The organism is Streptomyces sp. NBC_01689 (assembly GCF_036250675.1).
Classification (GTDB): Bacteria; Actinomycetota; Actinomycetes; order Streptomycetales; family Streptomycetaceae; genus Streptomyces.
This window is the reverse complement of sequence record NZ_CP109592.1, coordinates 2,166,551-2,179,092: the sequence shown is the minus strand read 5'-3', so window position 1 is coordinate 2,179,092 and position 12,542 is coordinate 2,166,551. Positions and strand designations below refer to the sequence as shown.

At 74.7% G+C, this 12,542-nt stretch carries 12 protein-coding genes; 9 read left to right on the top strand and 3 right to left on the bottom strand.

The features are described from left to right. Positions 1 to 37 precede the first annotated feature (37 nt). The 3 genes from OG776_RS09285 to OG776_RS09275 all read left to right on the top strand — a co-directional run bounded on the left by OG776_RS09285 (position 38) and on the right by OG776_RS09275 (position 3,352). On the top strand, positions 38 to 1,072 hold the full coding sequence (locus OG776_RS09285; RefSeq protein WP_148009686.1) for a LacI family DNA-binding transcriptional regulator: 1,035 nt from the start codon (positions 38 to 40) through the stop codon (positions 1,070 to 1,072). Between the two features lie 61 nt (positions 1,073 to 1,133). After that, on the top strand, positions 1,134 to 1,877 hold the full coding sequence (locus OG776_RS09280; protein WP_329320043.1) for an FAD-dependent monooxygenase: 744 nt from the start codon (positions 1,134 to 1,136) through the stop codon (positions 1,875 to 1,877). A gap of 38 nt (positions 1,878 to 1,915) precedes the next feature. Then, on the top strand, positions 1,916 to 3,352 hold the full coding sequence (locus OG776_RS09275) for an aldehyde dehydrogenase family protein (RefSeq protein WP_329320041.1): 1,437 nt from the start codon (positions 1,916 to 1,918) through the stop codon (positions 3,350 to 3,352). Positions 3,353 to 3,412: 60 nt separating this feature from the next. Here the strand turns inward: OG776_RS09275 and trxA are convergent, their stop codons facing one another. Next, positions 3,413 to 3,802, bottom strand: coding sequence for a thioredoxin (gene trxA, locus OG776_RS09270; RefSeq protein WP_329320039.1), 390 nt, complete (start codon positions 3,800 to 3,802; stop codon positions 3,413 to 3,415). Between the two features lie 128 nt (positions 3,803 to 3,930). Between trxA and OG776_RS09265 the strand changes: the two genes are divergently transcribed. Next, positions 3,931 to 5,364, top strand: a complete 1,434-nt coding sequence (locus OG776_RS09265) for a dihydrolipoyl dehydrogenase family protein (RefSeq protein WP_329320037.1) — start codon at positions 3,931 to 3,933, stop codon at positions 5,362 to 5,364. A 427-nt stretch (positions 5,365 to 5,791) separates the two neighbouring features. Here OG776_RS09265 and OG776_RS09260 read toward each other — a convergent pair whose 3' ends face one another. Then, positions 5,792 to 6,445: a peptide deformylase gene (locus tag OG776_RS09260; protein WP_148009690.1), complete on the bottom strand. Its 654-nt coding sequence runs from the start codon at positions 6,443 to 6,445 to the stop codon at positions 5,792 to 5,794. 202 nt (positions 6,446 to 6,647) lie between these two features. On the opposite strand from OG776_RS09260, the gene OG776_RS09255 reads away from it, so the two are divergent. The 5 genes from OG776_RS09255 to OG776_RS09235 all read left to right on the top strand — a co-directional run bounded on the left by OG776_RS09255 (position 6,648) and on the right by OG776_RS09235 (position 11,917). After that, positions 6,648 to 8,048 (top strand): PepSY-associated TM helix domain-containing protein, encoded by a 1,401-nt coding sequence (locus tag OG776_RS09255; protein WP_148009691.1) that lies wholly within the window; start codon positions 6,648 to 6,650, stop codon positions 8,046 to 8,048. Between the two features lie 36 nt (positions 8,049 to 8,084). Beyond that, complete coding sequence (locus tag OG776_RS09250) at positions 8,085 to 8,513, top strand: BlaI/MecI/CopY family transcriptional regulator (RefSeq protein WP_148009692.1); 429 nt, start codon at positions 8,085 to 8,087, stop codon at positions 8,511 to 8,513. A 6-nt stretch (positions 8,514 to 8,519) separates the two neighbouring features. After that, complete coding sequence (locus OG776_RS09245) at positions 8,520 to 9,464, top strand: M56 family metallopeptidase (protein WP_148009693.1); 945 nt, start codon at positions 8,520 to 8,522, stop codon at positions 9,462 to 9,464. A 96-nt stretch (positions 9,465 to 9,560) separates the two neighbouring features. Beyond that, entirely contained in the window at positions 9,561 to 10,895 is a 1,335-nt protein-coding gene (locus OG776_RS09240; protein WP_329320023.1) for a hemolysin family protein, read from the top strand. Further along, positions 10,892 to 11,917, top strand: coding sequence for a CNNM domain-containing protein (locus OG776_RS09235; protein WP_329320021.1), 1,026 nt, complete (start codon positions 10,892 to 10,894; stop codon positions 11,915 to 11,917). Before OG776_RS09240 ends, OG776_RS09235 begins: the two co-directional genes overlap by 4 nt. Positions 11,918 to 12,180: 263 nt before the next feature. On the opposite strand, the gene OG776_RS09230 is transcribed toward OG776_RS09235, so the two are convergent. Then, the gene (locus tag OG776_RS09230; protein WP_187285651.1) at positions 12,181 to 12,528 is read right to left on the bottom strand and encodes a tetratricopeptide repeat protein; all 348 of its coding nucleotides are present in this window, start codon (positions 12,526 to 12,528) and stop codon (positions 12,181 to 12,183) included. Positions 12,529 to 12,542: the final 14 nt, after the last annotated feature.

Sequence of the window (12,542 nt, the reverse complement as noted above, 5' to 3'; positions counted from 1 at the left end):
AGGGGCGCGCGGGGCTTCTGCAAGGATGCGGGGCGTCATGGTGCAGATACCGAACCAGCCCGTCCCGACGTCGCCCGCACAACGCCCCGTGCCGACGAGCGCCGATGTGGCCCGCCTGGCGGGCGTCTCCCGGGCCACCGTCTCGTACGTCCTGAACAACACCAGCGCCGTCCGGATCAGCGAACCCACCCGGCGCCGTGTCCACGAGGCGGCCAGGGACCTCGGGTACGTCCCGCACGCGGCGGCCCGCAGTCTGCGCGCCGGCCACAGCAGGATGGTCCTGATGCCCGCCCCGACCGTGCCGGTGGGCCCGCTCCACAGCCAGTTCTTCAACGAACTGCAGGGGGCGCTGGGCCGTCTGGAGTACACCGTCGTCCAGTACGGCAGTGTCGGTCTGCGCGGGGACGAGGCCGCCCGCGCCTGGGCCGAGCTGCGGCCCGTCGCCGTGCTGGTGCCCGGCAGCGGCCTCGGCCCGCAGGGGGTGGCCGTCCTCAAGCGTTCCGGGGCCCGCGCCGTGGTCACGCTGGGTCCCGAGCGGGTCGAGGGCGCGCACGCGCTCCTCATGGACCACGACCGGGTCGGCCACAGCGCGGGGACCCATCTGGCGGCCCGCGGGCGGCGCCGTGTCGGTGTCGTGGTGCCCCAGGAGCCCGGTCTGGAGATCTTCTCCCGGCCCCGTCTCGCGGGCGTCCGCCGTGCCCTGCGCGGCACCGGAGCCACGACGACCGAGTTACCCCTCGCCTACGAGGAGGAGGCCGCGGCCCGGCTCGCGGCCCGCTGGCGGGCCCTCGGCCTGGACGGTGTGTTCGCCTACAACGACGAGTACGCCATGCTGCTGATGAGGGCGCTGCAGGACGCGGGCGTCGCCGTCCCGGAGGAGACGGCGGTGATCGGCGCCGACGACCTGATGCTCGGACGGCTGCTGCGGCCCCGGCTCAGCACCGTCCACATCGAACTGCCGTCCGGCCGGGACCTCGCGGAGCTCGTCGACCGCGCGGTGCGCGAACCCGGCGCGCCGCCCGAGACGCACGAGGTGCTCGGAGCCCGGATCGTGCAGCGGGACTCCAGCTGAGGGCGGCCGGAGCCCGTCGCCGCCGGGCGGACCGGACCGGACCGGAGGCGGGAGGCGTGCCGTGCGGACCACGATCGGCATCGTGGGCCGCGGTTCCGCCGGACCCCTGCTCGCCCGGCCGCCGCGCCGCGCGGGCGTCGACCGCGTCGTCCCGGAGAGCGGAACCCGCGCCTGCGCCGAACGCCGCCTGCGTGGCGGGACGTTGGAGCCGGGCACGGTCGAGGCGCCGCGGGAGTGCGACACCCGGCCGGCTCGGCACCGGCGGCATGCCGCGCCGCGGATCGGGCCGCGCCGCGGGCGCGAACGCCATCGCATCGACCTCCGCACGCGCACCGGCGGCAGCGGCGTCATGATCTGCCCGCGGACGGAGATCGTGCAGGACCTGATCGCACGCCAACCGGCCCACGGAACACCGCTGTTGTCCGAGGCCGAGGTGCTCGCCGCGGAGAGTCCGCGCGGCGACGCCCCGTCGCGTGGTCCCAATACGAGGGCCGGGCACGGACCCTGCGCCGTGCCCGCGCGGCCGGCCGCGACGGCGGCCACGACGTCTCCCGCGAGGCGCTCCCGGCCGGTGCGTCCCGCGCCCGCGCCCACGCCCGCCCGCACTCCTGGCCCCGGATCCTCGCCGAAGTCCCGCCGTCCGGTCTCGAGTTGGCCCGGCAGGACTAGAATGTTGCACGCTCAACCGGATGGGGACGCCTTCGACCACCGGATCCAGCGCGCCCGGCTCCGCCGGCTCCCGACATCCCGCACCGCGGCCGCCGAGCCGGCCGCGCACCCCACGGGACTGCCGCCCGGACGGTGAGCCCCGCCCGCTGGTCAGCGAACGATCGGAGCCCCGACATGACGCTGCTCGACCCCAGGTCCTGGCAGTCCCGCACCCTGGCGGGGGGCGAGCACGCCGTCACCGAGCCCGCCACCGGCGAGACGCTCGCCACCGTCACCCTCGCCGCCCCCGAGGACGTCACCACGGCCGCCCGGGAGGCCCACGCGGCCCGCTCCGCCTGGTCCGGTGCACCGCACTTCGTCCGCGCCGCCGTCCTGCGCAGGGCCGGCGACCTGTTCACCGAGCACGCCGACGAACTGCGCGAATGGATCGTGCGCGAGTCCGGATCCGTTCCCGGCAAGGCCGACTTCGAGCTCCACGTCGCCGCACAGGAGTGCTACGAGGCCGCCGCCCTCGCCTCCCGCCCCACGGGACAGATCCTGCCCTCGGAAGCCCCCCGCCTGTCGTACACCCGGCGCGTCCCGGTCGGCGTCGTGGGGGTGATCGCCCCCTTCAACGCCCCGCTCATCCTCTCCATCCGCTCGGTGGCCCCGGCGCTCGCCCTCGGCAACGCCGTGGTGCTGAAACCGGATCCGCGCACCGCGGTCTGCGGAGGCCTCGCGCTCGCCGCCGTCCTCGCGGAGGCGGGCCTGCCCGAAGGACTGCTGCACATCCTGCCCGGCGGTGCCGGGACCGGCCGGGCGCTGGTGGCCGACCCCCTGGTCCCGGTGATCTCCTTCACCGGATCGACGGCCGCCGGACGCGCGGTCGGCGAGGCGGCCGGCCGGCTCCTCAAACGCGCCCACCTCGAACTGGGCGGCAACTCGGCCCTGGTCGTGCTGGAGGACGCAGACCTCGACGCCGTCGTCTCGACGGCGGCCTGGGGCTCGTTCTTCCACCAGGGCCAGATCTGTATGACGACGGGCCGCCACCTCGTCCACGCCTCCCTGTACGAGGAGTACGTCGAACGGCTCGCGGCCAAGGCCGAATCGCTGGCCGTGGGCGACCCGTACCGCGAACAGGTGCACCTCGGACCCGTCATCGACGGCGCCCAACTCACCAAGATCCAGGGGCTGGTGGAAGCCAGCACCGCACGCGGCGCGAAGCTGGCGGCGGGCGGCACGCACGAGGGACTGTTCTACCGGCCCACCGTGCTCGCCGGAGTCGACGACACGACCCCCGCGTACGCCGAGGAGGTCTTCGGCCCCGTCGCGCCCGTACGGGCCTTCGCGGACACCGACGAGGCCGTGGCCCTCGCCTCGGCCGGCCCGTACGGCCTCTCGCTGGGCATCGTCACCCGGGACACCGCGCGCGGTCTGGACCTCGCCGAGCGCATCCCGACCGGCATCGCCCACATCAACGACCAGACCGTCAACGACGAGGCGGTCGCCCCGTTCGGCGGTACGGGCGCCTCCGGCACCGGCGCCCGCTTCGGCGGTGAATCCAACCTGGAGGCCTTCACCGAGCTGCGTTGGACGACCGTGCGCGGGGACGTGGCACCGTACCCGTTCTGACACGCGCGTGGGCCCCGGCCGGAACGGTACCGGCCGGGGCCCACGGGACGTTCCCCGAGATCACTCGCCCTGCTGAGCCTGCTGCGCCTGCTGCTGTTCAGCGATGGACTTGCGCACCTCGTCCATGTCCAGCTTGCGGGCCTGCCCGATGACGTCGTCGAGGGCGGCCTCGGGCAGCGCTCCGGGCTGCGCGAAGATCGCGACCTGGTCGCGGACGATCATCAGGGTCGGGATGGACTGGATGTCGAAGGCCGCGGCGAGCTCCGGCTGCGCCTCGGTGTCCACCTTGGCGAAGACCAGGTCGGGGTTGGCCTCGGAGGCCTTCTCGTAGACCGGGGCGAACTGGCGGCACGGACCGCACCACGAGGCCCAGAAGTCGATCAGGACGAACTTGTTGTCCGTGACCGTCTGGTCGAAGTTCTCCTTGGTCAGCTCCATCGTCCTGCTCATGGCGTGACTACCTCTTCCTGCTCTCGGGCCTCGGGGCGAAGCCGGTGTGCACAACACCGTCTCCCGGCGCCGTATTCCGCGCGCGTACCCGTGTGGCCACGGCGCACACCAACAACCAGACTGGGCCCATGACGGAAACGGAATCCATCGCCTACGACGTAGTGGTGCTCGGCGCCGGACCCGTGGGGGAGAACGTCGCCGACCGCGCCCGCGCGGCCGGCCTCTCCACCGCGATCGTGGAGAACGAGCTGGTCGGAGGCGAGTGCTCGTACTGGGCCTGCATGCCCAGCAAGGCCCTCCTGCGCCCTGCCATCGCCCGCGCCGACGCCCGCCGCGTGCCCGGCCTGAGCGGGGCCGTGCAGGGCCCGCTCGACGCCGCCGCGGTCCTCGCCCACCGCGACTACTACACCTCGAACTGGAAGGACGACGGACAGGTCGACTGGATCAACGGCATCGGAGCCGATCTCCACCGCGGACACGGGCGTCTCGCCGGGCCGCGCCGGGTGAGCGTCGAGGGCCCGGACGGTGAGCTGCGCATCCTCACGGCGCGGCACGCGGTCGCCGTGTGCACCGGCACCCGCGCGCTGCTGCCGAACCTGCCCGGACTCGCCGAGGTCAAGCCCTGGACCAGCCGCGAGGCCACCAGCGCCCACGAGGTCCCGGACCGGCTCATCGTGGTCGGCGGCGGTGTCGTCGCCGTCGAGATGGCGACGGCCTGGCAGGCGCTCGGCTCCCAGGTCACCCTCCTGTGCCGCGGCCACGGTCTGCTGCCCAGGATGGAACCCTTCGCCGGGGAACTGGTCGCCGACGCGCTCAAGGAGGCGGGCGCCGACGTCCGCACCGGCACCTCGGTGACGGGGGTGACGCGCGAGGGCCCGACGGTGGTGGCCGTCACGGACACCGGCGAGCGCATCGAGGCGGACGAGATCCTCTTCGCCACCGGGCGGGTGCCCCACACCGGCGACATCGGTCTCGACACGGTCGGGCTGGAACCGGGCTCGTGGCTCGACGTCGACGACAGCCTGCGGGTGACCGGCAGCGACTGGCTGTACGCCGTCGGGGACGTCAACCACCGCGCGCTCCTCACCCATCAGGGCAAGTACCAGGCGCGGATCGCGGGCGCCGCCATCGCCGCCCGCGCGGCGGGCGTCCCGCTCCTGGAGACCGACCCCTGGGGCGCGCACGCCGCGACCGCCGACCACGGCGCGGTCCCGCAGGTCGTCTTCACCGATCCGGAGGCCGCGGCCGTCGGCCTCTCACTGGCCGAGGCCGAGAACGCGGGCCACCGGGTCCGCGCCGTCGACGTCGACATGTCCTCCGTGGCGGGCGCGGGCCTGTACGCCGACGGCTACCGCGGCAAGGCCCGCATGGTCGTCGACCTCGACCGCGAGACCGTGGTCGGCCTCACCCTCGTCGGCCCCGGCGTGGGTGAACTCATCCACTCGGCGACGATCGCGATCGCCGGCGAGGTCCCGGTCAGCCGCCTGTGGCACGCCGTGCCCTCGTACCCGACGGTGAGCGAGGTCTGGCTGCGCCTGCTGGAGGCGTACCGGGACGCGTAGGACCGGCCTTCCGGACGGCCCGGCACCTACCTCGGGCGACCCGGCCCGGCCCGTCCGGGCGGCGGGTCGGTCGGAGCGCCCGGTCGGTCCGGGCCCCGGTCCGTCCGGTACCCAGGTCGCCCGGGCCGTCCGGATCGGGCGGGTGGTCCGGGCCGAAGCGGCACGACGGCGGGGTGGGGGCCCGCTGTCCGGGCCGGACGGCCCGCCACCCCGGGCGTCCGGGTGCCGAAGTGGCCCGGACGTCCAGGCCCCGCGTGTGTCGACCACTGGGGCCTACGCGCCCCCCCGCGACCCTCAAGTGTCCGGCCCGGGCGGCCGATCCCCGGCGTCACGGCCCCGGCGCGTACGCCCCCGGAGCCGTTCGGACGCGGAGGGCACCCGGGCCCCGGCAGCCCCGACCGGGTGGGACCCGCGGAGCCGCCGACCATCAGTCTGGCAGCGCGAAGCCCAGTGCCTCCGCGGCCTCCGCCGGAGTCGGCCGGGTCCAGCGGTCCGTCATCGCCTGGTTCGAGGACAGCGAACGCAGCTCCGCGCGGTCGAGGTAGAGCACGCCGTCCAGATGGTCCGTCTCGTGCTGCACGATCCGTGCCGGCCAGCCCGTGAACACCTCGTCGACACCGCGGCCCAGCTCGTCCAGCGCCGTCAGCCGGATCTCGGCGTGCCGGGCCACCACGGCCTGCCAGCCCGGCACGCTCAGGCATCCCTCGAAGAACGCCGCCCGGCCCGCGCCGACCCCCTCGTACACCGGGTTCACCAGCACCCGGAACGGCTGCGGGACCCGCCCGCGCGCCTCCCGTACCTCCTCGGACACCGGCGCGGGGTCCTCGATGACCGCGAGCCTCAGCCCCACGCCGACCTGCGGCGCCGCGAGGCCCACCCCCGGCGCGGCGTGCATGGTCGTGCGCAGCGCGGCGACGAACCGGCCCAGCAGCGCCGGGTCCAGCTGACCGTCGAACGGTTCGGCCGGGCGGCGCAGCACCGGGTCCCCGGCGGCGACGATGGGCAACGGGCCGTCCTGGGCGAGCAGTTCCTCGACCAGGTCGTGCAGCGGGCGGGCGGCGTGGTGACGTTCGGATGCCATCGGGCCAGCATGCCAAGCGGGACCGTGCCGGGCGAGGCGGCGCAAGCCGCACCCCGGAGATGTCCCCCTGTGACCCACGCCACGTCATCGCCCGGGAACTCGGCGCCCTCCCCTCCCGACTTCTGGACCACACCGGCCGGAGAGCCCGACTCACCGGCCGACGGCCCGAGTCCGTCCCCAGCCCCACCGGAGATGCCCGCCGATGCCCACCGCGCCCACGATCACGACGGACGACACTCCGCGCCCCGTCACCCCGACCGCCTCCAGCAGAGCCCCCCTGCGTCAGCTGGTCCTGCGCCTGCACTTCTACGCCGGAGTGCTCGTCGCCCCGTTCCTCCTGGTCGCCGCCGTGACCGGACTGCTCTACGCCGCCTCGTTCCAGGCCGAGAAGATCGTGTACGCGCACGAGCTGACCGCCCCGGTCGGCGACCGCGAACTGCCGCTCTCCGCACAGGTGGCCGCCGCCCGCAAGGCCCATCCGCAGGGCACGGTCTCCTCCGTGCTTCCCTCGCCCGCGGACGGCGCGACGACGCGGGTGCTGCTCTCCGGTGTGCCGGGCGTCGACGCGGACCACACCCTCGCGGTCTTCGTCGACCCGTACACCGCCGAAGTGCGCGGCGCGCTCGAACAGTACGGCTCCACCGGCGCGCTCCCGCTGCGCACCTGGATCGACGGACTCCACGCCAACCTCCGGCTCGGCGAGACCGGCCGCCTCTACAGCGAACTCGCGGCCGGCTGGCTGTGGGTGATCTCGGGCGGTGGCCTCGTGCTCTGGTTCGGCCGCGGACGAGCCCGGCGCAGGGTCCGCGGCACGTCGGGACGCCGCCGCACCCTGGGCCTGCACGGCACGGTCGGCCTCTGGGCGGCCGCCGGGTTCTTCTTCCTCTCCGCTACCGGACTGACCTGGTCGACCTACGCCGGGGCGCACATCGACGAGCTGCGGACCTCCCTGGGACAGGCGACACCCTCCGTGTCGGCGGCGATCGGCGGCGCACACGCGGGCCACGGCGGCGCCGGGACGGGGACCGGCACCGGGACCGTGACGAGCACGCCCGCCGACCTCGACAGGATCCTCGGGGCGGCCCGTGCCGAAGGACTCGGGAACCCCGTCGAGATCGTGCCGCCCGCCGACACCTCCTCGGCCTACGTGGTCAGGCAGGTGCAGCGCAGCTGGCCCGAGAAGCAGGACGCGGTCGCGGTGGACCCGGCCACCGGGAAGGTCACCGACGTGCTGCGGTTCGCCGACCATCCGGTGCTCGCCAAGCTGACCCGCTGGGGCATCGACGCCCACACCGGTGTCCTCTTCGGCCTCGCCAACCAGATCGCCCTGATGCTGCTCGCGCTCTGTCTGATCCTGCTGATCGTGTGGGGCTACCGCATGTGGTGGCGGCGCGGCCGCGGCTCCGCGTTCGGCCGTCCCGTCCCGCGGGGCGCCTGGCAGCAGGTGCCGCCGCTGGTCCTCGTCCCCTCGATGGCGGCCGTCGCCGTCCTCGGCTACTTCGTCCCCCTGTTCGGCATCCCGCTCGCGGCGTTCGTCGCCGTCGACGTCCTGCTCGGCGAGATCGCCCACCGGCGGGGCCGGGGCACGCCCGCGGCCAGGTAGCGTGATCGTGCACGCGAACGCCGGAGGGAGACGGACATGGCGCAGCGCGACCGCAAGGTCCCCGACCGGCCTTCGAGGCGCCGCGGGCAGGGCGAACTGGAGGGCCAGGTCCTCGGCGCGCTGCGCGAGGCGGACGCCCCCGTGACCGCCGCCTGGGTGCAGGAGAGCCTCGGCGGCGACCTCGCCTACACGACCGTCGTCACCATCCTGACCCGCCTGCTCGCCAAGGACGCGGTCGCCCGTGAACGGCGCGGACGCTCCTTCGTATGGCGTCCCACCGCCGACGTCGCGAGCCTGGCCGCGCTCAAGATGCGCCGGCTCCTCGACGGCGAGAGCGACCGCGAGGCCGTCCTCGCCAGCTTCGTCACCGCGCTGCCGCCCGACGACGAACAGGTGCTGCGCGCACTCCTGGACCCGGCGCACGCGACCGGGGCGACGGGAGCGGCCGGCGGTGCGGAGGACTGACGTCTCATGGGGGTCTTCGTCTTTCTGCCGCTGGTCCTGCCGCTCAGCGCCTGGCCGGTCGCCCGCCTCGCCGAACTCCATCTGCACCCGCGCACGGCCACCCGCCTGCTGACCGCGTTCGCCACCGTCATGGCCGTGTGCAGCACGCTCTGCCTGGCCCTGCTGATGGTCGTCGGCACCGCGCAACTGCCCGGCAACCCGCTGCCGGACGGCTGGTCGGACCCCGAGGTGCGCGCGGCCGTGCCCTACGACGAGATCGCGGGCAAGGCGGCGATCCCGGCCCTGGTGCTCGTCCTCGCGGTCTGCGGGCGGACCCTCTGGCGGCACCACCGCGTCGCCCGTGCCGCCCGCCGCGCGCTCGCCGGACTGCCCGCCTCCCCGGTGGTGGTGCTCCCGGAGGAGAGGCCCTACGCGTACGCCCTGCCCGGCGGCCCCCGCGACCGGGTGGTGGTCACCACCGCCCTGCTGCGGGGCCTGACGCCGCCCGAGCGCCGGGCCCTCTTCGCGCACGAGCGGGCCCATCTGACCGCCCGCCACCACCGGTACCTGCTCGCCGTACGCCTCGCGGCGCGCGCCAACCCCTTCCTGCGCCCGTCGCGTACGGCCGTCACCTACACCACGGAGCGGTGGGCGGACGAGGACGCGGCACGGTCGGTGGGAAGCCGCACGGTCGTGGCACGGGCGATCGGCAGGGCCGCCCTGCTGTCCGCCGCGGGGGCCGCGCCAGCCGGGGCCCCGGGGTTCGCGGGGTTCGCGTCCGCGGGTCCCGTGCCGCGCAGGGTCGCCGCCCTGCTGCGGCCCGCGCCCGTGGCCCGGAGCTGGCCGTCGGCGTTCACCTCGGTGGGCCTGGCCGCCTGGGGCGCCGCCGTCGGCACGCTGGTCTCCGCGATGTCCTCCGCGAACTCGGCCGTGACGATGTTCCTGATCCTGTACGCGGCCACGCCGCTCTGAGGGCCGCCCGGAGAACCCTGACTCCTACACCCGTGTAGAAACAAGGGAGTCGTGGGGGAACTCCTCCGAGGGCGGCGCGCGGCGGGGTGGTGTCCGGTGAGCGCCGCACTCGGTCTCCTGGCCGTGCTCGTCCTGACCGCGGGCACCGGCTACTTCGTGGCCCAGGAATTCGCGTACGTGGCCGCCGACCGCCTGGCGCTGGCTCGGGAGGCGGCGGCGGGCGACCGGCGGGCCGCCCGCGCCCTCCGGGTGCTGGAGCGGCTGTCGTTCATGCTCTCGGGTGCCCAGCTCGGCATCACCGTGACCGGCCTGGTCGTGGGCTTCCTCGCCGAGCCGTCCGTGTCGGCCCTGCTCGCACCCTTGCTCCAGGGTTCCGGCCTCCCGGACGGCGCGGTCACCGGCGTCTCCGTCGTGCTGGCCTTCGTCCTGGCGACCGTGCTGCAGATGGTCCTCGGCGAGCTGGCACCCAAGAACCTCGCCCTGGCGGTCCCGGAGCGCCTCGCGAAGGCCCTGGCGAACTCGACGCTCACCTATCTCAGGATCGTCGGCCCGGTCGTACGGCTCTTCGACGGCGCGGCGGACCGGCTGCTGCGCGGGGCCGGCATCGAACCCGTGGACGAGCTGCACCACGGCGCCACCCTCGAGGAACTCGGCCATCTCATCGGCGAGTCCCACGAGCACGGACAGCTGCCCCGGGAGACCGCGGACCTCCTCGACCACGCCCTGGAGTTCTCCGACCGCACCCTCGACGAGGTCATGGTGCCCCGCGCCGACGTCGTCTTCGTCCGCGGCGACGCGACGGCGGCGGAGGCCGTCCGGCTGATCGCCGCACACGGACACTCGAACCACCCCGTCCTGGGAGACCACCCGGACGACATCAGTGCCGTCCTCGGCGTACGCGAACTGATGCGGGTGCCGGCCGACCGGCTCGCGCGGACCACGGCGGGCGCGGTCGGCCGGCGCCCGCTGCTGCTGCCGGACACCCTGCCGTTGCCGGACGCGGTGACTCAGATGCGCGCGCACGACGACGAGTTCGCCGTGGTCCTCGACGAACACGGCGGCGTGGCGGGCATCGTCACGTACGAGGACATCGCGGAGGAGCTCGTCGGAGACATCGCGGACGAGACCGACACCGTCGAGGAGATCGCGGTCGCCGACGGCACCGGCTGGCTCGTGGACGCGGGACGACGCCTGGACGAGGTGGCCGGGGTCACCGGTCTCGGCCTGCCCGAGGAGGACGACTACGACACCGTGGCGGGCCTGGTCGTGGACCGGCTCGGCCGCCTCCCCGCGGTCGGGGACCGGCTGACGCTCGAACTGTCCGACGGACGCCGCGTGTCGGTCGACGTACAGGCCCTGGACCGGCATGTCCCGCGGCGCGTGCGCCTGGAGCGGCTGCCGGCCATGAGCACCGGGAAGGAGCGGGCATGACCATCGGGACGGCTCTCCTCGTCACCGTGCTGCTGCTCGTCGGCAGCGGATTCTTCGTGGCCGCCGAATTCGCGCTGGTCGCCGCCCGCCGCCACCGGATGGAACAGGCCGCGGCGGCCGGACGGCGCGGTGCCGCGGCGGCGCTCGCCGGCATGCGGGAGCTGTCGCTGATGCTCGCGGGCGCCCAACTCGGCTCCACCGTCTGCACCCTGGGGCTGGGCTCCGTCTCCAAGCCCGCGATCTCCCACGAACTCGACCCGCTGCTGCACCGGTTGGGCCTGCCCGCCGCACTGAGCTACGGCGTGTCCTTCGCGCTGGCGATGTTCGTGGTCGTCTTCCTGCACATGGTGGTCGGTGAGATGGCCCCCAAGTCCTGGGCCATCGCGTACCCCGAACGCTCCGCGATGCTGCTGGCGCCGCCCTTCCGGGCGATCGTCCGGACGCTCCGGCCCCTGATCGTGGCGCTCGACAGGGTGAGCAACGCGCTGGTCCGGCTCTGCCGGGTCACCCCGCGCGGCGAACTGGCCTCGGTCCACAACCGCGAGCAACTGGCCCAGCTCGTCGAGGAGTCGGAGCGGGTCGGTCTGATCAGCAGGAAGGACTCCGTGCTGATCACCCGCTCCCTGACCGAACCGCAGCAGCCGGTCGGCGTGTTGCAGACCCCGGCCGACCGCATCGCCTCGGTCCCCGCGGACGCCTCCGTCGACACCGTGCTCGGTGTGGCGGCGGGCAGCGACCGCACCCGCCTGCTCGTCCGAGCCGACGACGGTGTCACCGTCGTCGGCTCGGTGCACGCCCGCGACGCCCTGGTCGCGCGCGCCCAGGGCCGCGCCGCGACCGCGCGCGAGCTGGCCCGCCCCGTACCGGAACTGGCCGCGCACGACACGGTCGCCCACGCCGTCGAACAGCTCCGCCTGCGCCGCGCCTCCCTCGCCGTCGTCCGCGACGCGTCGGGCGAACTGACCGGCCTGGTGAGTCTGGACGACCTGCTGGGGCGGTTGATGGAACCGGGGGCCGTGTGACGAGGGCGGTGCGGTGTGGCCACGTACGCGGCAGGAGTGGGGTGAGGACAGCGGCGTGAGGAGGGCGCGGGTCCGCCACCCGGCGCACGTCCAGCGCCGTGGGGGAGTCCTCGACGTCGGCGGCGGGCGGGCCCGCGAGACGCGGGCCCGGACAGCGCGACGCGGGCCGGACACCCTCCCGTGTCCGGCCCGCGTGCGGAGCACCACGGCGAGAACCCCGCGGTGCTCCGTTCCTCCGAGCGGCGATCACCTCCGGGCGGTGGTCACACCTGCTCGAACTCGCCCGCGAGCGCCGAGGCGATCCGCAGGTGCGACGCGGCCTCGTCCTCGCGCCCCTGGCGCTGGAGCGTGCGGCCCAGCATCAGCCGGGCGTAGTGCTCCACCGGGTCGAGCTCGACGAGCGCGCGCAACTCCGTCTCGGCGCGACCCAGTTGGGCCGAGTGGTAGTACGAACGTGCCAGCAGCAGCCGGGGACCGACCTGCTCCGGCACCTCCTCCACCAGCCCGCCCAGGACCCGCGCCGCCGCGGTGTAGTCCTTGGCGTCGAAGAACATCCGCGCCCGCTCCCAACGGTCCGCGGCCGTCCCGTGGTCGTAGTACTCCATGTCCACTGCTGACCTCCTTC